The following is a 19,426-nucleotide window of genomic DNA, read 5'->3' as shown; positions in this document are numbered from 1 at the left end:
AGACAGCGTGCGGCCGACAGCCCGCATTCCCACAACAGTGACGCTCTCCTCGCCGAAGCGCACCAGGAACCGGCGCTTGAGCACGGGCTGCAGCAGGTTGGGACAAGTACCGGAGAGCCGAAGACCCCCCAGGACCGGCCCCACGGGAACCACTCGCCAGGCAGACAGGCCACTTCCCACTTCCCGCCACCGCCCGTTCATCGCGCATCCCGCACACAACACTCGCGCTCACCTCACATCACTCGACGCGAAGCAAACTGATGTGAATGCTTCAGATTGCATATAAGCTCAGGTGAACCAGATGCTCCCGACTCCCGATCAGCGCGAGCGAGCCGGATGGGACGGAATGGAGAACAGTGAGATACGCAGGGGGAAGACGGCAGGGCGGGCGCACGGGCGCCGCACTGGCCGTCTGCGGGGTGTTGCTCGCGGGATGCTCCGGCGGCCACGGATCCGGCCCGAAGGGCGCGAAGCCCACGACGGGCCCGACCGCGTCAAGTACGGCGTCCGTGCAGGCCGGTGCCGGCGGCGGCACCAGTGGGACGCCCTTCCGGACCGACCCCGCACGGATGCCGAAAACACGGTCGGCCGCCCTGGAGTTGCTGAGGGCCGTCACCGCCGGACCGGAGAGCTTCGGCCCCGGCTTTGGGCGGCGCACCCCGTACGAGAGCGACCCGGCCGACTGGCCGGTGCTCGGCACCGACTGCGTATGGCAGCAGCAGGCGCTGCCCGGTGACGTGCTGGGCAGTCTCAGCCGGTACGGCAGACTTCCGGCGACCGGCGGCAAGGGCGAGGTCCACACCGCGGCGACCGTCACCCTGCACCGCACCGCGCAGCAGGCCGGCTGGGAGATCGCCGAGACGCTGGAGGAGGCGCTGCGCTGCCCCGACCAGCAGCTGCGGGACACGGAGCGGATCACCCAGCTGGACTCGGCCGGCTCCGGATACGACACCAACGACAACCTGTCCGCCGACGACGTCGTGATGGAGCTGGGCAACTACTTCAATCCCGCCTTGGCCGGGGGCGCGTTGTACTACGCGTGGTACCAGGCGCGGCTCGGGCCCGTCACCATCGCCGTCGCGGTCGAGGGCGGCAAAGGATACACCCGGAACGACCTGATGACCGTGGCGGCGCAGGCGGTCGCGGACATGGAGACGAAGGTGCGCAACGCACTGGGGGTGCAGAAGTGACCGACCGTTCGCTGCGGCCGTCCGACCCGTCCTTCGTCGGCGGTCACCGGCTGCTTGCCCGGCTCGGCGAGGGCGGCATGGGCGTCGTCTATCTGGGCCGTGCGGAGTCCGGGGCCCTTGCCGCCGTCAAGGTGATCCAGGCCGGTCACGGGGACGACGAGGAGTTCCGCGCCCGGTTCCGCCGTGAGGTGCGGGCCGCGCAGGGGGTGGACAGCCCGTGGGTGGTGAAGGTGACCGGAGCCGACCCGGAGGCCGGACAGCCGTGGCTGGCCACCGCGTTCGAGCCGGGCCCCTCCCTCGCCGAAGCGGTCGGCCGGCTCGGTCCGCTGCCGCCGCGGGCGGTACGGGTCCTGGGCAAGCTGCTGGCGCGGGCGCTGACGGCCGTGCACGAGACCGGTCTGGTGCACCGGGACGTCAAGCCCGGGAACATCCTGCTGGGCGCCGACGGGCCGCGGCTGATCGACTTCGGTATCGCGCGCTCCCCCCACGACACGGCCCTCACCTCCACCGACCTCGTGATCGGCACGCCCGGCTTTCTCTCACCCGAGCAGGCGGCCGGCGGCGAGTCGCTCTCGCCGGCGAGCGATGTGTTCTCACTGGGTTGTGTGCTGGCGTACGCGGCGACGGGACGCCTGCCGTTCGGCAGCGGGGCGGCCGACGCGCTGCTCTACCGGACCGTGCACGACGAGCCCGACCTGGACGGGGTGGAGCCGGAACTGGCGGCGGTCCTGCTGGGCTGCCTCGCCAAGGACCCGGACGATCGCCCCACGCCCGCCGAGCTGGACACGGCACTGGTCGAGGACGTGCCGTCCGGCACCGCGAACTGGCTGCCGCCGGAGGTGGTCCGGATGGTCGCCGAGCGGTCGGCGCAGATGCTCGCCCTGCCCGAGATCGAGGCCACCCTCGCCGAGCCGGCGACGGCCACCGGCCGGTCCCGCCGGGGCTTTCTGACGGCCGCGTCCACCGGGGCTGCCGTCCTGGCCGTCGGCGGCGGCGCGGCGGCGTGGGCCGCGCTGCGTGGGACCCACGGCGGCGGCTCGGGCAGACCGGCCGCGCCCGGCTGGGCGATCGGTGTACAGGCCGACCTCAGCGGCCCCGGAAAGGAGGTGGGCCAGGCACAGCTCCAGGGTGCGCAGCTCGCCGTCGAACAGTTCAACGCGCGCCGTGACAAGCCGTTCACGCTACAGTTGCGCACCGCCGACGACGGCGGCAGCACCGGCCACGCGGCCACAGCAGCACGCCGGCTCGCCGGCGACGACAGCGTGCTGGCGGTGCTCGGGTCCAGCACGGACCTGACGACCAAGGCCGCACTCCCGGTGTACGACGCGGCGTTGCTGCCGGTGCTCACCATGTCCGCCGGGCAGAACCTGTACCAGAACATCCGATCCTTCGTGCGCGGCCGGCCGCTGCACAACACGGTCGCGATGAAGCTGGTGTTCCTGTGGGCGGCGACGAGCGCGGCCTCACCCGTCGGCCTCCTGATGGACCGCAGCGGCGGTGACCTCTCCTGGATGACCATCCAGATGGCCAACCTCGTCGTCCGACAGTACGGACGCGCCACCCACCCCCGGGTCGTGCCGCCCGGGACGACCGATCTGCGGCCCGTCCTTGACGAGATGCGCTCGGCAGGCATCCAGGCCTTCGTCTACGCGGGCCCGCTCGACGGCGCGATCCGCGCGGCCCGCGGCCTGGCCGGCTTCACCGGGCCCAAGTACGCGATGGAACCCGCCCTCGACGCCCGTTTCGCCGCCGAGCCGACCGCTGACGGCTGGACGGTGCTGGCCAGCGCCATCGGCCCCGGAGCGGCCTCCGTCCGCGACTTCGCGCAGGCGTTCCGCACCCGCAGCGGCCACGCGCCCGGCTTCTGGGCGGCCGAGGGCTACGACGCGGCGAACCTGCTGATCGGCCGGCTCACGGCGACCGGAGGCAGACGGCCGGCCCGCAGGGATCTCATCGCCCCGCTCCAAGCAGCCAAGTACCACGGCATCACCCGGACCTTCGCCTTCGACTCCAAGACCGTAGGTACGCCCATGCTTGCCACGCCGGCCAGCTTCGTCCACCAGGTGCGTGACGGTGCCTTCGACTATCTGGGCCCAGCCCCGGACATCGCCCTCCCGCTGAGGGGCAAGTGACGGTGCGTCCGCTTCTCGCCGCCGACCCCGAGACCATCGGCCCGTATCGCCTGCTCGCCCGGATCGGAGCCGGCGGCATGGGCGTGGTCTACCTCGCCCGTTCCGAGGGCGGTGCCCTGGCCGCTGTCAAGGTGATCCGGGCGGAACATGCCGCCGATCCCTCCTTCCGGGCCCGGTTCCGTCGCGAGGCGCAGGCGGCGGCGCGGGTCGACGCCCGCTGGACCACTCCGGTGCTGGCCGCCGACCCGGAGGCCCCCGAACCGTGGCTCGCCACGGCGTTCGTGCCCGGCCCCTCGCTCGCCGAGACCGTCGCCGGGCACGGCCCGCTGCCCCCGGACACCGTACGAGCACTGGGGGCGCGGCTCGTCGAGGCACTCACCGCGGTGCACGCGGCCGGACTCGTGCACCGCGACATCAAACCCGGCAACGTCCTGCTCGCGCTCGACGGCCCACGCCTGATCGACTTCGGCATCGCCCGCGCGGGCGGCGCGACCGCGCTGACCGCAACCGACCTTGTGATCGGCACCCCCGGCTATCTGTCCCCCGAGCAGGCGCGGGCCCGGGGCGGCGAGCCGGGTCCACCGAGCGATGTGTTCTCGCTGGGCTGTCTGCTCGCCTACGCCGCGGCGGGCCGCCCGCCGTTCGGCACGGGCACGGCGGCGGCGGTGATCTTCCGCACCATCCACGAAGCCCCCGACCTCACCGGCGTCCCGGACGACCCGCTGCGCACGCTCATCGCCCGCTGCCTGAAGAAGTCCCCGGCCGCCCGCCCCACGCTCCCCGAACTCCGCACCGCACTGGGCCACTTCGGCACCGACGACTGGCTGCCGCCCGGCCTGCCCGCGCTCATCGCCGAACGCTCCGCCCAAGTCCTGGAACTACCCGAGCCGCAGCGCGCCGAGCCGCCGACGCTCGCGGCCGGGCCGCCCGCGCCGACCAGACGCCGCTTCCTGCTGCTGGGCACCTCGGCGGGGGTCCTGGCGGCGGGCGGCGCCACCGCGGCCTGGTACACCACCACCCGCTCCAGCGCGCGCACCCCTGCCGTCCCCACCCGTACGCTCGCCGTCCACGCCGACCTGACCGGCCCCGGCAAGGCACTGGGCTCGGCGATCGAGCAGGCCGTCCGGCTCGCCGTGTCCGACCACAACGCGCGCGTGGACCGCAGCTTCGACCTCGCGCTCCAGGTGCACGACGACCACGGGGAGGCCGCCCGGTCGCAAGCGGTGGCACGGCAGCTCACCGCCGACGGCCGGGTGTGCGCGGTCATCGGCCCCTCCTCGGACACCACCGCGCTCGCCACCCGGGACATCTACACCAAGGCGTCGCTGCCGACGGTGACCGCCTGGGCCGGCTCCGACGACCTGTACGCCACCGCGTCGTCCACACACCTGGCCGTGTTCCAGATCCGGCCGGCCGACTACGCGATGCCCACACCCCTGTTCCGCTACCTGACCGAGATCCACCCGGCCAGCCGCTGGGCCCTGATCGAGGACGACGCGGCCCGCGACTTCAGCTGGCTGATCGCCAGACTCCTGACGGAGAACGCCCCGACCCACGGCACGGTCACCACACACACCGTCCCCGCCGACAGCGACGACTTCGCCCCGGCCGCTGCCGCCGCCATCGCCGCCCGCGCCCAGGCCGTCGTCTACTGCGGCAACTCGCCTCAGCGGGCCGCAGCCTGCGCCCGGGCGCTGCGGACGGCCGGGTTCACGGGTACGGCCGCGGCGGCCCAGCCGGTGCTCGACCCAGCCTTCCTCGCCGCCGCAGGAGCGGCGGCCGAGGGCTGGGTGTTCTCGTCCACCTGGGTGGATCCGGTGCGCCTGGCGCCGGCCGCAACGTTCGTACGGGCCTTCACCCGGCGGTACGGAGTGCCGAGCGTCCCGGCCGGCGCGGCCGAGGCCTACGACGCCCTCGGCATGGTCGCCCACGTGCTCACCCAGTCCGGGACAGGCCCGGTGGACCCGGGCTCCCTGATCCTCCCGCTGCGGTCCCTGTCGTACCAGGGCATCACCCGCACCTTCGCCTTCGACGCCTCGACCGGCGCGGTGCAGTTGAACCCGGGCCTGTTCCTGTGGCGCATACGGCGGGGAAGGCCGGACTTCCTCGGGCAATACCAGCAGGTCAAAGCAGCGTGATGGGCCGGTCTCGGTACTTCCGCGACCAGGCAGGCGGGCCCGGGGCAGGTCCCGTAGGCACTGCGGGGGATGCCGCCGTCAGGTGGCATCTGCCGCGTCCTCCGGGGCCTCGGCCTCATCTTCTGGGTGGAGTGGCGGGTGAGGGTGCCAGGACGTCCGGCCTGGTGCGGAGGAACGCTCGGGCGACCTGGGTCAGCCACGCGGCCTCCGCCTCCACCGTGCCCGGTACCGGGCTGAGGCCGGGGACGGCCTCAGCGTCCGCGGTGCGCCGGCGACCGTGCCGGTGGTTGTCCAGGGCCGTGGCCAGAACCTCGGCCTCGCGTTGCGCATCGGTGGGCGCCCAGGTGCCGGCAGCAGGGTCGGCGTAGGGGCGTAGTGCGAGCTGGCCGTCCCTGATCTCGATGATGCGGCGGTAGAGGGCGAACTCGGCCTGCCACAGCGGGAGTCTGCCGCCTGGCTCGGCCAGCGGCAGGGCGATCTCCGGGAACTGCGCGTGCAGGGCCGCCCACAGTGGCTCCAGGTCGCGGTAGCTGCGGTACGCGCGCAGCCAGCGCAGCGGTGCGGCCAGCCGGGTGCTCCACAGCGTCACGGTCGCCGCGGCGACGGCCAGGGCCACGCAGATCATGCCGAGGACGTTGGAGAGCGTGTCCTCGCCTCCGTCCTGAGTGCCCCGTGTCAGGACGGCGACGATGTCGTCGAGGGACCAGAGTGTCCACAGGGTGCCGGCCGCGACCGCGGCGAGCGCCAGGCGAAGTCCGATCCGCGGCAGACCTCGCCCCGCCGAACGCAGGTGGCGGACGAGGACTCGGCCGAGCACGGCCAGGCACCAGAGGGCATAGCCGGTGAACAGCGCGTCGTAGCCCGCCATCAGCAGCCGCCCGGCGGTGTCGTGCAGCACTGCCGCGCCGCCGCTCCAGCCGGGACGGGCCGCCAGCAGGAGGGCGGCCGAGGTGAGTTGGACGGCCCATGCGGTGACCAGGTGGCGCCGCACTCGGTTCCGGCCCGGGTTCTCGGGTTCCGAGGACAGGGAGAGGGCGAACAGCATCAGAAAGCTCAGCGACGCCGTCTTCAGTGCGTCGCCGGCCAGGACGGCCGCCGTCTGCGGTACCAGGTGGGCGAGTCGGGTCAGGTTCGCCGGGGCGAGGACGACCAGCGAGGCCCCCATGCAGAACGCGAACCCGCACAGGTACCCGTGCACCGGGTCGGCTCCGGCGTACAGGGCCGTCATGATGCGGCGTGCACCGAAGCCGAGGAGGAGTGCGGCGGCGAGGAGAGCGGTCGCCTCAACCACTGGCCGCCCGCCCGTGCGGTGCGGTGAGCAGGGTGGCCAGCCGGGATCCGTCGGGCACCTCTGAGGCCGCCGTGAGACTGTCCTCCCGGGCGGCCCGGCAGCGGATGAGGGAGGCGACCAGTTCCGCCTCGCGCTCCTGGGGCTCGGTGTACACCGTTCTTCCCAGGACCCGTTCGACCAGCGAGGGCGGGAGGTTGGGCAGCAGGACGCGAGCGGCAGGGGAGAGCGAGGGCGGCGCCTCGTGGTGGCCGCAGATGAGGTGGGCCGCTTCGTGCAGCAGGATGTGCTGCTGGTGCAGTGCGGTGGTGTCGGCGGCGTAGACGATGCAGTCGGCGCGGTCGGTGGTCACCAGCAGGCCGCACGGTGTGTCGGTCCGCCCGGCCACGGGCACCAGGTCGATGGGCCTGCCCCGTTCGGCGGCGAGCGCGGCGATGAAGACGGCCGCGTCGAAGGGCCGCGGCAGCGACAGGGCCTGGACCCTGCGCCGGTGCCGCTTCGTCAGCGCTCCGCGGCGCCGATCGGTCCACACCTGCGATACCTCTTCCGCTTCCCCTGCGCGCGTGGTGGGTCGGTGCGCGTCAACTCTGCTTGCCGTGCCCGGCGGTCCCCTGCTCCCTGCGTGCGAGGACGTCGATGATGTCGCTGATGGTGCTCACACCCTCCGGGGAGAGGTTCACCGCGCGCAGGGCGACACTGCGCACCCCGGCGTCACGCAGCGCCCCGAGCAGTTCCAGTTCCCTGGCGATGGCCGCGCCCTGGTCGTCGTCGAAGAAGTATGCGACGGGTACCTGGAAGAAGCCCGCGAGCGCTTCCAGATGACGCTTGGTCGGATTGTCCCGTCGGCCGGTGCGCAGTTGCCACAGATAGGTCGCGGAGAAGGACTCACCGCTGGCCTCGCGGCAGGCCCGCGCGACCTCCTCGTGGCTGTACGGCTCATGGTCGGGCCGACGTACGACCCGGAAGAGCGCGTCGATCTTCTCGGCCAGCGTCGATCCCCGCTGGTCCTGTTCCGCCGCGGACTCACGCTGACTGGCCATCCGACGTGTCCCCCTTCCTCTCCTCGCTCATTCATCCTAGCTGAGGCATTCATCCTGGCTGAGACAGAAGATGCGCCTCAGACCCTGTACTCGTGACCGGCGCGGTCTCCGCAGGCCGGGGTCAGCCGAACAGCACCAGATACGTGATCTCGCAGGCGGTCAGATAGAGCGCCACTCCGATGAGCAGCAGGTACCACGGCGACAGCCGCTGACGCACGGCCCAGATGCCGCCCAGCAGTGCGACGAGCGCCGCCGCCACAAGCCCGAGCCATGGCACCGCCAAGAGGATCAACCACACCCCTGCATCGCAGACCGGCGCGGAGCCGCCGGGGCCGCTGGTGCCGCAGCTGTCCCCCGCGAAGAGCATCCCGAACGAGAAGAGCAGGTCGGCGAGGACACCGACCGCCGCGAACACCGCCAGGACCACGATGAACCCGACGGGCAGCCGGGGCGGCCGCCCGGGGCCGTATCCCGGCGACCACCTCTGCCCGTATGAATGGAATGAGTTCATACATTCATGCTAGCTTACGCGCGTCGACCGTCGAGGAGGCATGACCATGGGGGACACAAACGCACAGGTCGTCCTGCGCCCGAGCACGGGCAACCGCAGAACGGTGATCGCACTCATGGTGGCGGGAGACCTGGCCTTCATGGCGCTCCCGATCGTCGTGGCCTCGACGCAGAGCCCCACGACGGTCGCCGTACTGGCCGTGTTCTGCGCCTTGTCCATGGCCGTGATGACCTTCCTCCTGCTCCGACTGGCCAACAGCCGGGTCGAGATCGGGCCGGACAGAGTCCTCGTCCACGCCTTCCTTCCTCTCAAGCCCTTCGACATGGCCCGCGCCGACATCGTCGCGGTCCAGCGGGCTTCGGGCGTCCGCACCGGCGACTTCGGCATCCCCTACTCCAGGTACTACCTGCCCCGCCTCCAGCTGAAGGGCGGCAGGAGCATCCCGGTCCACGCGCTGACCTCGGGCACGGAGACACAGCTCGAAGAGCAGGCCGACCGGCTGGAGAAGGCACTGGAGCTGTGCAACAGCTGAGATGAATGACAAGAGAGACATGACCGAGCAGAACGATGTCCCCGCCCCTCCGTCCGGACCGCACCGCGGCCCCCTGCTCCCACTGCGCCACCCCGCTGTCACCGGCGCCCTCGGCCTCCTCTTGGGACTGGCCGCGGTCGGCATACCCGTTCTGGTCGGCGGCAACGGTGACTCCGCCTTCGGCACGACCAGCAGCGGCCCCCTCCGCGCGCCCGCCGACCTGAACGGGTTCACCTCCTTCCCCGACATGGAGCGCGCCCAGGCCACCAACGCGTACCAACGCGCATCGGCGAAGCGGCATGCCATCGAGGACGTCCGCAGCGGGCAGCGGTTGTCCGACGACTACGGCGGCGCGGTCGCGATGGTGCGCTCCTATGCCGACAGGCCGCAAGAGAACTTCCTCGATCTGCGGGCGGTCCGCAGCGACTCGCCCAAGCCCTACGTCCCCTACGAGGACCCGGTCGACACCGGCGCCGCCGTACCGTACGACCAGTTGCTGACCTACGGGAACGTCTCCTGCGTCGTGATCAACACATTCACGGCCGCCGGAAGGAAACCCGCGCCGGACAGCGTGAACACGTCCTACTGCCAGCGCAGCGGAGGCGGCCTGACCGTACAGATCCGCATCCACGGCGGGCCCCTGATCCACCACCCGGACCAGGTCGCAGCACTGGTCGACAAGGCCTGGAGCGACCTGTCCTGACCGGAACCACGCCCTGGCAGCATCCACAAGGGGAGGGAACGGCATGGCGAAGAAGAAGGTCGAGTACGCCGCCGGCAAGGGGGTGTTCCTCACGTTGAACGAGATCGTGGCCTGGGCCCAGGACGCGATGCGCTCGGGCGCGTCGGGTGATGAGGTCGTCGAGGCACGGGCGTCGTTCAGCGGACGGCTGCAGAGGATCGCCGTAGCGGTGGAGGACGCGACGCTCAGGAAGGGCGAGGACGCCGGGCCGTGAGACTGCGAAAACTGCCGAGGTCCAGCGCCGACGGACGATCAGGAGGGTCCGCCGAATTCCGACCCCCCGGACCACTGGACCCGCCAGGCTCTCCGACCATCCCCGTTCGGCCGGTCGTGCAACCCTCTCGGTCGAGCGCTGTTCGCGACCGTGGCCGGACAGAACACCTCAGGAGGGGCACAGGATGACCACAGTACGGTTGGCCTTCATGCGGCCGACGTGGGAGATGGTCTTGTACGGCTGCCTGCCGGCCCTCCTGACGGTGATCGTGCTCAGTGAGACCGGCACCGCAGGTCCCCGCACAGCCATGCTGATCGCGGCCGGGATCGTCGTCATCGCCGGGGCGACGCCTCACACCTACTGGCTCCGGGCAGACGCGAACGGCCTCACCATGACGCGGCTGCTCGTCCGGCGCACCTACCCGTGGCCGGCCGTCCATGGACTCAGAATGCGGTTCCGAGAGGACGGGGAAGTCGGCGGTCGCTATGTCACCCTCCAGCTACGCCTCACCGATCCCCCCGGACTGCACTGGGGCCCGTTCCTCGGCAAGCTCACGGTCAGTGATGGCGACCTCCCGCGCGGCACCGAACCCCGCGCCCTCGCCGATCTCTTCGCCCTGTTCGGCACGTACGGCCTGCACGTCGACCACCCCGAGTTCGCCAACGCCGTCCTCGCCGCACACCGCCTCCCCCCTCTCCCGCCCCAGCCCGTCAGACGCGTGCCGACCGGCCCGGTCCCCACGCCGCAACAGGCCTACGCCGACGCCCCGAGTATCGAGGATGAGCGTCGCCACCTCCGCCACAGGCCGTCGTTCCCCCGCAAGCTTCGCGAGTACCTGCTGCGCTGCGCCGCGATGTCCGACCGGGTGGCGCTCCAGACCGACGACACCGTCTCCGCGGACGTCGTCCGCGCACTACGGGAGGCCGACCAACTGGCCGAGCACGACCAGGTCGTGGCCGACGACGACCGCCGTGGGTATGTGCGTCAGCAGTACCTGATCTGGCGCAACAGCAGGCCGTAGACGTACACGAGCCCATGGGCGCGGCGAAGGCTTTCCGAGCCGCCGGGTGGTCTCCGTTGTTGGTCAGGCAGACAGGCCGGTCGCACGGCCGGAAAGTCAGAGTCGGACATGACTGTCCGGCGGTTGCGCCCAGCCGGTCGGCCGACGACGGAAAGGGAGAGAACAGTGGGCGATGAGCGTGTCGGGCAGCTGCGCTTCGAGGCGCCGTATCGGTACCGACGGTCGGGCCGGAGAATCCTGATCGTCAGCTCGGCCGCTCTGGTCGGTGTCATCGCCTTCATCGACGCCACAGCGACCGACGGGCGCGATCCGGCGTGGATCGTGATCAGCGCGATCGGCGTGATCGGTGCCTGCTTCTACTTCGCCGCCTTCGTGGGTCCGTTGTGCGGCAGCACCACGGTGGACGCCAAAGGTCTCACCACGCGCACCCTGCTGAGGACGCGTGTGGTCACCTGGCAGGAAGTCCAGTCCTTCAGGTTCTCCCGCAGCAACCGCCTCCACCTCGTTCGGGCGCAGCTGTACAAGGGGCGGCCGCTCACCCTGCCCGGTCTGGTCGCCGAGAATGCCGGCGACCCGGAACTGAGCTCACGCCTCGACGAGTTGGCCGCATGGATCACAGCCCTGGCCGATGCGGCGACCGAGCAGTCCGGTTGAACACCGGCCCGCGCCGCCGAGGGCAGTTCCGCTTTGCGACGGACGACAAAGACCTGCTCCAGCCGGCCTCGTTGTCCCGGACCAGCATCCTGGGCACGGCACCCCAGGCCGTCGACAGGGAGCGGGACAGGGAACGGATCGGACCTGTCAGCGGGCGGTCCAGCCGCCATCCAGGGGGATCGAGCTGCCCGTGACGGAGCCGCTGTGCTCGGTGCAGAGCCACAGGGCCGCCGCGGCGACCTCCGCCGGTTCGATCAGGCGCTTGATCGCGGTGCGGTCGAGGAACACCTGGTCCATCACGTCCGCCTCCGGTATGCCGTGGGCGAGCGCCTGCTGGGCGATCTGTTCCTCGACCAGGGGCGTGCGGACGTAGCCGGGGTTGACGCAGTTGCTGGTCACGCCGTGTGCGGCACCCTCCAGGGCGACCACCTTGCTCAGCCCCTCCAGGGCATGCTTGGCGGCGACGTACGCCGATTTGTAGGCGCTGGCCCGCAGACCGTGCACCGAGGAGATGTTGACCACCCGGCCCCACCCCCGCGCGTACATGGCGGGCAGGGTGCGGCGCAGGATGCGGAACGGGGCCTCCACCATCACCCGCTGGATCAGCGCGAAGCGCTCCGGCGGGAACTCGTGGACGGGTGCCACGTGTTGCAGCCCCGCGTTGTTGACCACGATGTCGGAGTCGTCCGGCAGCGTGTCCACGGCCTCGGGTTCGGAGAGGTCGGCCACGACGGCGATGCCGCCGATTCGCTCCGCCACCTCCTTCGCGGCCTCCGCGGCCCGGTCCACCACGTAGACCTCGGCCCCGGCCGCGGCGAAGCCCTCGGCACAGGCGCGGCCGATGCCACTGGCCGCGCCGGTGACCAGGGCCTTGCGGCCCGCGAGGAAACTCTCAGCGGAGTTCTTGGTGCTGTCCATGGCGGAACACGGTAGGGAGGAAGCCCTCCGCAAGACACATGGGTCGGTCACATATTTCCGAACCATGAGGTGGGGGCCGACACCATGTGTGCCCCGGCTACATCGGCTGCCGCCTTCCTGGGCGCCCTTCACATATCGCGGTCCGGTCACCGGTCGTACGGTCCGCATCCAGCAAGCCCGTACGCCCCTCTCCCCCACTCATCGGAGCCGCCCCATGCATGCCTCCACCGTGCGCAGACTCTTCAGGCGCACCGCTGCGACCACCGCGCTCGGTGCCTTCGCCGCGGGCCTGAGCCTGGTCACCCCTCTCGCACCCGCCACCCCGGCCGCCGCGGCCTCCGGCACCTTCCAGCAGGTCACGAGCTTCGGCTCCAACCCCGGCAATCTGGCGATGTACGAGTACGCGCCGGCGAACCTCCCGGCGGACGCCCCGCTGGTCGTCGCCCTGCACGGCTGCACCCAGTCGGCGAGCGACTACCACACGCACTCCGGCTGGCAGAAGTTCGCCGACGAGTGGGGTTTCGCCGTGGTCTACCCGCAGACCAGCACGGCCAACAACAGCCTGTCCTGCTTCAGCTGGTTCGACTCCACCAAGGACACCCGGGACGAGGGCGAGGCGGCCTCGGTCAAGCAGATGGTCGACACCGCCGTGGCGCAGTACGGCTCGGACCGCGGGCGGGTCTTCGTCACCGGCCTGTCCGCCGGTGGCGGCATGACGGCCGACCTGCTGGCCGACTACCCGGACGTGTTCGCCGCCGGCGCCGTCGACTCCGGGCTTCCCGCCCAGTGCGCCACCACGCAGAGCGCGGCCTCCGGATGCCAGTACAGCAGCCAGAACCTCACGCCTCAGCAGTGGGGCGACAAGGTCCGCAATGCGTACCCCGGATACACCGGGCCATGGCCGCGGGTGGCGATCTGGCAGGGCACGTCCGACACCACCGTCACCCCGGTCAACGGCACCGAGCTGCGCGATCAGTGGACCGACGTGTGGGGCGTCGGACAGACGGCCTCCAGCACCCAGACCCTGACGGGCGGCACCACCGAGAGCATCTACGACGACTCCTCCGGCAAGCCCGCTGTCGCCCTCTTCTCGGTCTCCGGCATGACCCACGGCCTCGCCGTGAACCCCGGTTCGGGTGCCGACCAGTGCGGCAGCACGGGGACCTACTACCTCACCTCCATCTGCTCCAGCTACTACACCGCGAAGTTCTGGGGCCTGGACGGCTCCGGCGGCGGCTCCGGCAGCAGCGGCCTGCCGGCGCCCTCCGGGGTGACGGTCACCGGCACCACCGACACCGGCGTCTCGCTGTCCTGGACCTCCGTCGGCGGCGCCACCTCGTACGACGTCTACCGCGACGGCACCAAGGTCGGCTCCGCGACGAGCACTTCGTACACCGACACCGGACTGCCCCCCGGCACCTCCTACCGGTACAGCGTCGCCGCGGTCGGCTCCACCGGCGCCGCCGGCACCCCTTCGACGCCGGTCACGGCGACCACGACCGGCGCCGCACCCCAGTGCTACACCGACAACAACTACAACCAGGTGGCGGCCGGCCGCGCCCACCAGAGCGGCGGCTACACCTACGCCAACGGCTCCGACCAGAGCATGGGCCTGTACAACGTCGCCGTCACTCACACCCTGAAGGAGACGTCCCCGGGCTACTTCGTCCTCGCCGACAGCGGCTGCTGAGCAGACGCCCCGGGGTGAGTCCTGGTCAACGCCCGGTACGGTGCGCTCGGCGAGCCTCCGCGGCCCAGCAGCGGCCGTACAGCCACACGTACGGGGTCCAGCCGTGGATTCACATGGTCGTGGGGCCGGGCGAGACCCAGGCGGATCCGGGATTGCGGGATGTCCGACGCCGCTCGGGGCCCGCTGTCGTGCCGCTCCGATAGCATGATCGACCCCACGACGAGCGTCCTCACCGCTCGTCCTTCACACATCGGCTAGAGAATTGACATCCATAACATCGCGGTTGTTTTCGCGAATAAACAGCAGAATCAAGCCCGCCGGGTGGCGTCAGCCACGAACGCTGCTGTGGGCCACGGCGGGTGCGACGGCCGTCGGATTCCTCATCACGCTGGAAATCGCCGCGCGTCACTACGGGTTGCCCGGGCCGATCACCAATCAGGCGAAAGAGGTGATATTCCCGCCGAAATCGGGTTTCCTCTTGTACGCCAGCATGGCGTTGACGATGGTGGTGCTCACCTGGCGGGAGCGGTTCATCGCGGCGGGTGCCGCGATCGGCATCGACCTCGTTGTCTTCCTGGTGCGGTGGGCGCTGGGCATCAGAGTCACCGACGGCCACCCCTTCGGCAACGGCGCGCTGTGGGTGATCCTGGGCTGCGCTGTCATCGCGGTCACGCGCCGCGCGGGGCGGGAACGGGTCCTGCTGTTGAAGGGTGTCGGGCTCGGCCTGCTGCTGGTGGCCGGCCGCAAGGCCGGCGACATCTGGCTGCTGATCACGTCGAGGACCCGCCCTACGGTGCTCGACCAGTACGCGGCGACCGCCGATCACGCGCTGGGCAACCCGTCATGGCTGGCCGGCCGGATCGTCAGGGCCAGCGGTCCGATCGGCTCCCACGTGCTCGACTACGTCTACATCCAGCTCGCGGTGGCCGCGGTCGTCGTCGCGATGTACCAGCTGCGCCACGTGGCGGTCGAGCGCCGATTCCCGCGCCACCATCTGGTGCGCACCTTTCTGGTCATCGGCCTTCTCGGTCCGGCCGTCTACATGATCTTCCCGGTGGTCGGTCCTGTCTTCGCGTACGGCACGGGAGGCGGGCACTGGGCGGTGGCCGACGTCTGGCCCCACACGCCGCCGCCGGTGCATGCTCCGCACCCCATACCGTTCGACGAGATCACCCCGCGCAACTGCATGCCCAGTCTGCACACGGCATGGGCCACCACCATTTTCATTCATTCCCGCAAGGGTCCGCGCATTCTGCGGTTCGCGGGCACGTTCTGGCTGATCGCCACGCTCGGCGCGACGCTGGGATTCGGTTACCACTACGGCGTGGACCTCGTCGCCGGCGCCGTCTTCGCGCTCACCGTCGAGGCGGCTCTGCGCGCGCTCGAACGTGGCTGGGACCGGTCGGGAACACAGCTGGTCGCGCATGGCGCGACGGTCTTCGCCGCGCTCCTGGCGTCCTATCGCTTTCTGCCGTTGGAGATGGCCCACCATCCGTGGGTGTCCGGACCACTCGTCGTTCTGGCGATGGCCTCGGTGGTTCACGGCTACGTACGGACCACCACCCTGTGGGAAGCCACGGCACGCGTCACCGGCCCCCGGGGTGCGGTCCCCGTCACCCCGGAGGCGGTGTCCCCGTGACGTCACCGAGGGAGAGGTGACCGGCCGTGGGCGTCAGCTCTTGCCGGACAGCCGCCAGATCTGGTTCTTCTTGGTGCTCAGGGCACTGGCCGGGTCGCAGGTCCACTGGTGGACCAGGGCGCCGGCCGTGGTCGAGACGCCGCTGACGTCGACGCACTTGCCGCTGTGCACGGCGACCAGCTGGTAGTCCTTGCTGTTGCCGAGCGCGGTCACCGGGTTCAGAGTGAACATCTGGTTCGTGGCGCCGTTGCAGGTCCACTGAATGACGGGTGCGCCGTCGGCCGTGGAGGCGCCCGAGACGTCCAGGCACTTACCACTGTGCTCATTCACGACGGTATAGGTGTTCGCCCGGCCGGCCACCGGCTTGAAATCGAGCATCTGCTGGTAGCCGCCCTCGCAGTAGTACTGCTGGTACTGCGTGCCGTCGGCGGTGCTGAGGTTGGTGTCGTCCAGGCACTGACCACTGTGCTCGGCCACCGCGACGGTGGAGACGGTGGTGTTCGACGGCGGCAGCAGCGTGACCGTGTAGCCGTCCGCGGAGTCCGTCCACGGCACGCTCACCGAAGCCGAGTTCCCGCTCACCGTCAGGGTCTGGTCGGAGACCGTCACCGGACCCGTCACCGCGCCGCCGCCGTTGTTCGGTATGCGCTGGACTATTGCGCGGACCTGGCCGTTCTCCACGACCGAGGTGGTGTCGAGACGGTTGAGGCTGACGGTGACGTTGCCCGTGTTGCCGTTGCTCCCGAGCAGGATCTTCGCGTTCCGCGCGGAGTTGTCCTTCGTCGCCAGCCCGTCGGTGTTCGTACCGGGCGTGAGGTTCACGATGTTTCCGGTCTGGGAGCCGTAGTACCGGTACAGGAACCACTCGCCCAGCGGCAGGTACTGGCCGGCACTGTTCTTGGTGAGCAGGTTCGCCTCGAAGTCGTGCAGGTTGGCACCCCACGCCCAGTTGGCGCGCAGTCCGTCCGCTCCGGCGCGCTCCAGACGGGAGATGTACCAGCCGCCGCGGCCGGGGTTCTGCTCGTTACTGGCGCCGTACTCGTTGATCTGGAAGGGGCGGCTCGTCGTCATCGACCGCGCCGACAGCAGGGACTTGAGGGAGTTGCTGTGGGCGACCGGATCGCCGGGGAGGTCGTGCCAGCTGTAGATGTCCGGCGCTACGTTGTTCGCCTTCACGTAGTCGAGGTACGTGGTCCACCAGCCGTTGTCCACCGTGGGGTGGCCGCAGGTGCTGGCGCCGACGACGACGGCGCCGGGGATGGCGGCCCGAATCTTCTGGTAGGCGCGCTTCCACATCTCCAGGTACTGGGGCATGCCGGAATTCCAGAACCCGGGGCAGTCGGGCTCGTTCCAGATGTCCCACTCGATGTCGGTCATGCCGGCCGCTTTCACGTCGGAGAGCAGGCGGTTGTAGAAGGCGTCGAAGCTGGACCAGTCGCCGTTGTCACCGGGGAAGGTGGGGCTGGTGGTGCCGTCGGCGCCCCACAGGTCGTGCGGCAGGATGACGAAGGTTCCGCCCAGCGCCTTGGTGCGCTTGTACTGGGCCAGGGTGGAGTTCCACCGGCGGTCGTACTTGCCGGCGACCCAGCCTCCCGGGCTGTCCAGCTGGGCGCCGCCGGCTCGCTCCAACTTCCACTTGATGTCCTTGTAGAAGTGGTCCTGGGGCAGCGAACCGTCCTCGGTCATCCCGTAGAGGGTGCCCGAGGCATGGTACGTAGGGGCGCCCCCGGCGACGGAGAAGTCGACGGCGACGGTGGTGTCGGCGGCCTGCGACGGGCCGGCGGGTACCAGGGTGGTGGCCAGGGTGGCCAGGAGGACGGCCGCGGACGAGATGGCTCGGCGTCTGGCGCGTGATGCGCGTCGGGACGGTGCGGAGAGCGACTTCATTGTGCGACTCCTAACAGGGTGGGGGGAAGGACCGGGGACTGAACGGCCCCCGGAGCTCGCGGAAGGCGGCCGGTCAGCGGCTGCCCCGGTGTGCGTGTGCTTCGGCCAGCAGGAGGTAGCTGCTGGCGGTCCAGGTGTAGGCGCGGTCGCGCAGGCCCGTTCCGGTGAGGGCGTCGAAGTTCTCGGCGAACCCGTGGGTCTCGCACAGGGCGCGGAAGCGGGCGCTGACGTCGTCGGCCAGCCGGTGGTGGCCGGCGCGCCGCAGGCCGTCCTCGACCAGGACCGTGGCGGGGGCCCAGATGGGGCCGCGCCAGTAGCCGTCGGCGAGGTAGTGCGGGGAGGTGGTCAGTTCCGTGGCGAGGCCGTACGGGGTGAGGTGGGCCTTGATGTGGTCGGCCAGCGCGCTGCTGATCTCACCGGGCAGGTGCTCGCCCAGCACGATGGGCATCAGGTCGAGGAGACTTGCGCTGCTCCAGGTGTCCCCGCCGGCGGCTCCCCGGGCGACGAACCGTTCGCCGGTCCACAGCTGGTCGAGCAGCGCCGTCTGTGTCTCCTCGGCCGCGGCCGCCCATCGGAGCGCCGCGTCCGCCTCACCCAACTCCTCGGCCAGGTCGGCGAGTTCGCGCAGCTGGAGGACGAGGAAGGCGGCCAGGTCAGCGGTGACGACCACCCGCTCCGGGTCGAAGGTGGTGGCGTTGTCCCAGCCGCTGTCGTTGCCGTGCTGGTAATAGGCCAGTTCGGCGCCGGGGGCTCGTCGCGCACTGAGCCAGAAGTTCGTCCAACGCTCCAACCGGGCGTACACCTGGGCGAGTTCAGCCTGGCCGGGAGGCGTCGGCAGACGGCGGCGCAGGTGGCCGAAGGCCCAGCCGTGAATGGGGGGCTTGACGAAGTTGTACAGGACCTCGGAGTGGGTGACCGAGTCGGGCAGGGCGCCGCTGTCGTCCTGGTGGTCGAAGGGAAGATGGAATTGATCCAGCGCCAGCTCCGGCGAACCCGGCGCCAGAGCAAGGGCGTTGAAGCAGTGATCCCAGCTCCACACCTTGTCCATCCAGTGCTTGGACATCAGCACGGCGGGCCGGGTGACCAGACCCGTGGGCCGTACGGTCGCCGACCAGACCACGTAGGCCGCGAGTTCGGCGGCCGGTGTGGCGGACGAACGCCAGGGGGCCACCGCGTCGACGAAGTCCACGAACGCGCGCTGTGCGCTCTCCACGATCTCGTCGAAGGTCGCCGAGGACGTGTACGGCGGGCGGGCGGTGTCGAATTCCTCGACAGCGATCTCCCAACTACCGCCCGCGTCCTCGGTGATGGCCAGACCGCGGTCGGCGCTGCCCAGGGCCTGGGCTCCGGCCGCCTCCGCGAGGGTGCCGGACAGCACGGTCACGCGATAGCGGCGCCCGGTCTCGTACGACGTGAACACGTGCGCGCCCGCCGCCGGATCATGGAAGAAGTACGTCCCGCTGAACGGGGTCAGTGCCTGCGCGGCGGCGTAGACGCCTATGCCCAGGCCGCTCCCCCGCAGCCGTACGGTGTCCGGCGACTCGTAGGCGAGGTCGACACGCCCGCTCTCGCCGATCCAGCTGAGCAGGCCCGGCGTCGCCTCGACGCGGGTCTCGGCGCGGTCGCCGATCGCAGGGTTCATGGGGACGAGGCGCAGGACACCGTGCATGCCGTTCTGGTGCGAGACGAGGTGGAGATCCTCGGCGTAGGTCTTCTCCGCGATGACGGGCGAGATGTCGAACCAGGATCCGTAGGTACTGAACGGAATGTCATGGACGGAGAAGGCCGGGCCGGACGGTGCGGCGGTCATGTGGCGTGACTCGTTTCTGG

17 protein-coding genes are annotated in these 19,426 nt (G+C 70.7%); 10 read left to right on the top strand and 7 right to left on the bottom strand.

Translation table 11 applies throughout. From position 1 onward, the window contains the following. The first annotated feature begins 569 nt into the window (after nucleotides 1-569). Genes O1G22_RS40685 through O1G22_RS40675 form a run of 3 tightly spaced genes read left to right on the top strand, consistent with a single transcriptional unit; the run spans nucleotide 570 to nucleotide 5,460 of the window. Nucleotides 570-1,190, top strand: a complete 621-nt coding sequence (locus O1G22_RS40685) for a hypothetical protein (RefSeq protein WP_270085910.1) — start codon at nucleotides 570-572, stop codon at nucleotides 1,188-1,190. After that, nucleotides 1,187-3,322: a bifunctional serine/threonine-protein kinase/ABC transporter substrate-binding protein gene (locus O1G22_RS40680; protein ID WP_270085909.1), complete on the top strand. Its 2,136-nt coding sequence runs from the start codon at nucleotides 1,187-1,189 to the stop codon at nucleotides 3,320-3,322. The genes O1G22_RS40685 and O1G22_RS40680 overlap by 4 nt, the downstream gene beginning before the upstream one ends. A 2-nt stretch (nucleotides 3,323-3,324) precedes the next feature. Beyond that, on the top strand, nucleotides 3,325-5,460 hold the full coding sequence (locus O1G22_RS40675) for a bifunctional serine/threonine-protein kinase/ABC transporter substrate-binding protein (protein ID WP_270085908.1): 2,136 nt from the start codon (nucleotides 3,325-3,327) through the stop codon (nucleotides 5,458-5,460). 115 nt (nucleotides 5,461-5,575) lie between these two features. Here O1G22_RS40675 and O1G22_RS40670 read toward each other — a convergent pair whose 3' ends face one another. The 4 genes from O1G22_RS40670 to O1G22_RS40655 all read right to left on the bottom strand — a co-directional run bounded on the left by O1G22_RS40670 (nucleotide 5,576) and on the right by O1G22_RS40655 (nucleotide 8,299). Next, the gene (locus tag O1G22_RS40670; RefSeq protein ID WP_270085907.1) at nucleotides 5,576-6,751 is read right to left on the bottom strand and encodes an MAB_1171c family putative transporter; all 1,176 of its coding nucleotides are present in this window, start codon (nucleotides 6,749-6,751) and stop codon (nucleotides 5,576-5,578) included. After that, on the bottom strand, nucleotides 6,744-7,280 hold the full coding sequence (locus O1G22_RS40665) for a ParH-like protein (RefSeq protein ID WP_270085906.1): 537 nt from the start codon (nucleotides 7,278-7,280) through the stop codon (nucleotides 6,744-6,746). Before O1G22_RS40665 ends, O1G22_RS40670 begins: the two co-directional genes overlap by 8 nt. Nucleotides 7,281-7,329: 49 nt before the next feature. Next, nucleotides 7,330-7,788, bottom strand: a complete 459-nt coding sequence (locus tag O1G22_RS40660) for an XRE family transcriptional regulator (RefSeq protein ID WP_270085905.1) — start codon at nucleotides 7,786-7,788, stop codon at nucleotides 7,330-7,332. 121 nt (nucleotides 7,789-7,909) lie between these two features. Then, nucleotides 7,910-8,299 (bottom strand): hypothetical protein, encoded by a 390-nt coding sequence (locus tag O1G22_RS40655; protein ID WP_270085904.1) that lies wholly within the window; start codon nucleotides 8,297-8,299, stop codon nucleotides 7,910-7,912. A 46-nt stretch (nucleotides 8,300-8,345) separates the two neighbouring features. Here O1G22_RS40655 and O1G22_RS40650 point away from each other — a divergent pair, with 46 nt between their 5' ends. The 5 genes from O1G22_RS40650 to O1G22_RS40630 all read left to right on the top strand — a co-directional run bounded on the left by O1G22_RS40650 (nucleotide 8,346) and on the right by O1G22_RS40630 (nucleotide 11,462). Beyond that, nucleotides 8,346-8,831 (top strand): hypothetical protein, encoded by a 486-nt coding sequence (locus O1G22_RS40650; RefSeq protein WP_270085903.1) that lies wholly within the window; start codon nucleotides 8,346-8,348, stop codon nucleotides 8,829-8,831. Nucleotides 8,832-8,850: 19 nt separating this feature from the next. Continuing rightward, entirely contained in the window at nucleotides 8,851-9,534 is a 684-nt protein-coding gene (locus O1G22_RS40645; protein WP_270085902.1) for a hypothetical protein, read from the top strand. 43 nt (nucleotides 9,535-9,577) lie between these two features. Further along, nucleotides 9,578-9,787: a hypothetical protein gene (locus O1G22_RS40640; protein WP_270085901.1), complete on the top strand. Its 210-nt coding sequence runs from the start codon at nucleotides 9,578-9,580 to the stop codon at nucleotides 9,785-9,787. 184 nt (nucleotides 9,788-9,971) lie between these two features. Continuing rightward, nucleotides 9,972-10,808, top strand: coding sequence for a PH domain-containing protein (locus O1G22_RS40635; protein ID WP_270085900.1), 837 nt, complete (start codon nucleotides 9,972-9,974; stop codon nucleotides 10,806-10,808). A 165-nt stretch (nucleotides 10,809-10,973) separates the two neighbouring features. Continuing rightward, nucleotides 10,974-11,462, top strand: coding sequence for a PH domain-containing protein (locus O1G22_RS40630; RefSeq protein ID WP_270085899.1), 489 nt, complete (start codon nucleotides 10,974-10,976; stop codon nucleotides 11,460-11,462). Nucleotides 11,463-11,609: 147 nt separating this feature from the next. On the opposite strand, the gene O1G22_RS40625 is transcribed toward O1G22_RS40630, so the two are convergent. Then, nucleotides 11,610-12,380 (bottom strand): 3-hydroxybutyrate dehydrogenase, encoded by a 771-nt coding sequence (locus O1G22_RS40625; protein ID WP_270085898.1) that lies wholly within the window; start codon nucleotides 12,378-12,380, stop codon nucleotides 11,610-11,612. Between the two features lie 214 nt (nucleotides 12,381-12,594). Here O1G22_RS40625 and O1G22_RS40620 point away from each other — a divergent pair, with 214 nt between their 5' ends. Both O1G22_RS40620 and O1G22_RS40615 read left to right on the top strand, forming a co-directional pair. Beyond that, nucleotides 12,595-14,070, top strand: a complete 1,476-nt coding sequence (locus tag O1G22_RS40620) for an extracellular catalytic domain type 1 short-chain-length polyhydroxyalkanoate depolymerase (protein ID WP_270085897.1) — start codon at nucleotides 12,595-12,597, stop codon at nucleotides 14,068-14,070. A 283-nt stretch (nucleotides 14,071-14,353) separates the two neighbouring features. Next, nucleotides 14,354-15,709 carry a phosphatase PAP2 family protein gene (locus O1G22_RS40615; protein ID WP_428986455.1) on the top strand — a complete coding sequence of 452 codons (1,356 nt, stop codon included), beginning with the start codon at nucleotides 14,354-14,356 and terminating at the stop codon, nucleotides 15,707-15,709. Nucleotides 15,710-15,742: 33 nt separating this feature from the next. On the opposite strand, the gene O1G22_RS40610 is transcribed toward O1G22_RS40615, so the two are convergent. Next, nucleotides 15,743-17,596, bottom strand: coding sequence for an RICIN domain-containing protein (locus tag O1G22_RS40610; protein ID WP_270085896.1), 1,854 nt, complete (start codon nucleotides 17,594-17,596; stop codon nucleotides 15,743-15,745). Nucleotides 17,597-17,669: 73 nt separating this feature from the next. Continuing rightward, the gene (locus O1G22_RS40605; RefSeq protein WP_270085895.1) at nucleotides 17,670-19,406 is read right to left on the bottom strand and encodes an amylo-alpha-1,6-glucosidase; all 1,737 of its coding nucleotides are present in this window, start codon (nucleotides 19,404-19,406) and stop codon (nucleotides 17,670-17,672) included. Nucleotides 19,407-19,426: the final 20 nt, after the last annotated feature.

Origin of the sequence: Streptomyces camelliae, from assembly GCF_027625935.1 — a bacterium.
GTDB lineage: Bacteria > Actinomycetota > Actinomycetes > Streptomycetales > Streptomycetaceae > Streptomyces > Streptomyces camelliae.
The sequence above is the reverse complement of the archived record's forward strand: the minus strand, read 5'-3'. Positions and strand labels throughout refer to the sequence as shown.

Excerpts from the sequence above, each read along its gene's own strand:
- O1G22_RS40685 (WP_270085910.1), top strand. The coding sequence starts at position 570 with ATGCCGAAAACACGGTCGGCCGCCCTGGAGTTGCTGAGGGCCGTCACC.
- O1G22_RS40660 (WP_270085905.1), bottom strand. The coding sequence starts at position 7,788 with ATGGCCAGTCAGCGTGAGTCCGCGGCGGAACAGGACCAGCGGGGATCG.
- O1G22_RS40655 (WP_270085904.1), bottom strand. The coding sequence starts at position 8,299 with ATGAACTCATTCCATTCATACGGGCAGAGGTGGTCGCCGGGATACGGC.
- O1G22_RS40650 (WP_270085903.1), top strand. The coding sequence starts at position 8,346 with ATGGGGGACACAAACGCACAGGTCGTCCTGCGCCCGAGCACGGGCAAC.
- O1G22_RS40645 (WP_270085902.1), top strand. The coding sequence starts at position 8,851 with ATGACCGAGCAGAACGATGTCCCCGCCCCTCCGTCCGGACCGCACCGC.
- O1G22_RS40640 (WP_270085901.1), top strand. The coding sequence starts at position 9,578 with ATGGCGAAGAAGAAGGTCGAGTACGCCGCCGGCAAGGGGGTGTTCCTC.
- O1G22_RS40635 (WP_270085900.1), top strand. The coding sequence starts at position 9,972 with ATGACCACAGTACGGTTGGCCTTCATGCGGCCGACGTGGGAGATGGTC.
- O1G22_RS40625 (WP_270085898.1), bottom strand. The coding sequence starts at position 12,380 with ATGGACAGCACCAAGAACTCCGCTGAGAGTTTCCTCGCGGGCCGCAAG.
- O1G22_RS40620 (WP_270085897.1), top strand. The coding sequence starts at position 12,595 with ATGCATGCCTCCACCGTGCGCAGACTCTTCAGGCGCACCGCTGCGACC.
- O1G22_RS40610 (WP_270085896.1), bottom strand. The coding sequence starts at position 17,596 with ATGAAGTCGCTCTCCGCACCGTCCCGACGCGCATCACGCGCCAGACGC.
- O1G22_RS40605 (WP_270085895.1), bottom strand. The coding sequence starts at position 19,406 with ATGACCGCCGCACCGTCCGGCCCGGCCTTCTCCGTCCATGACATTCCG.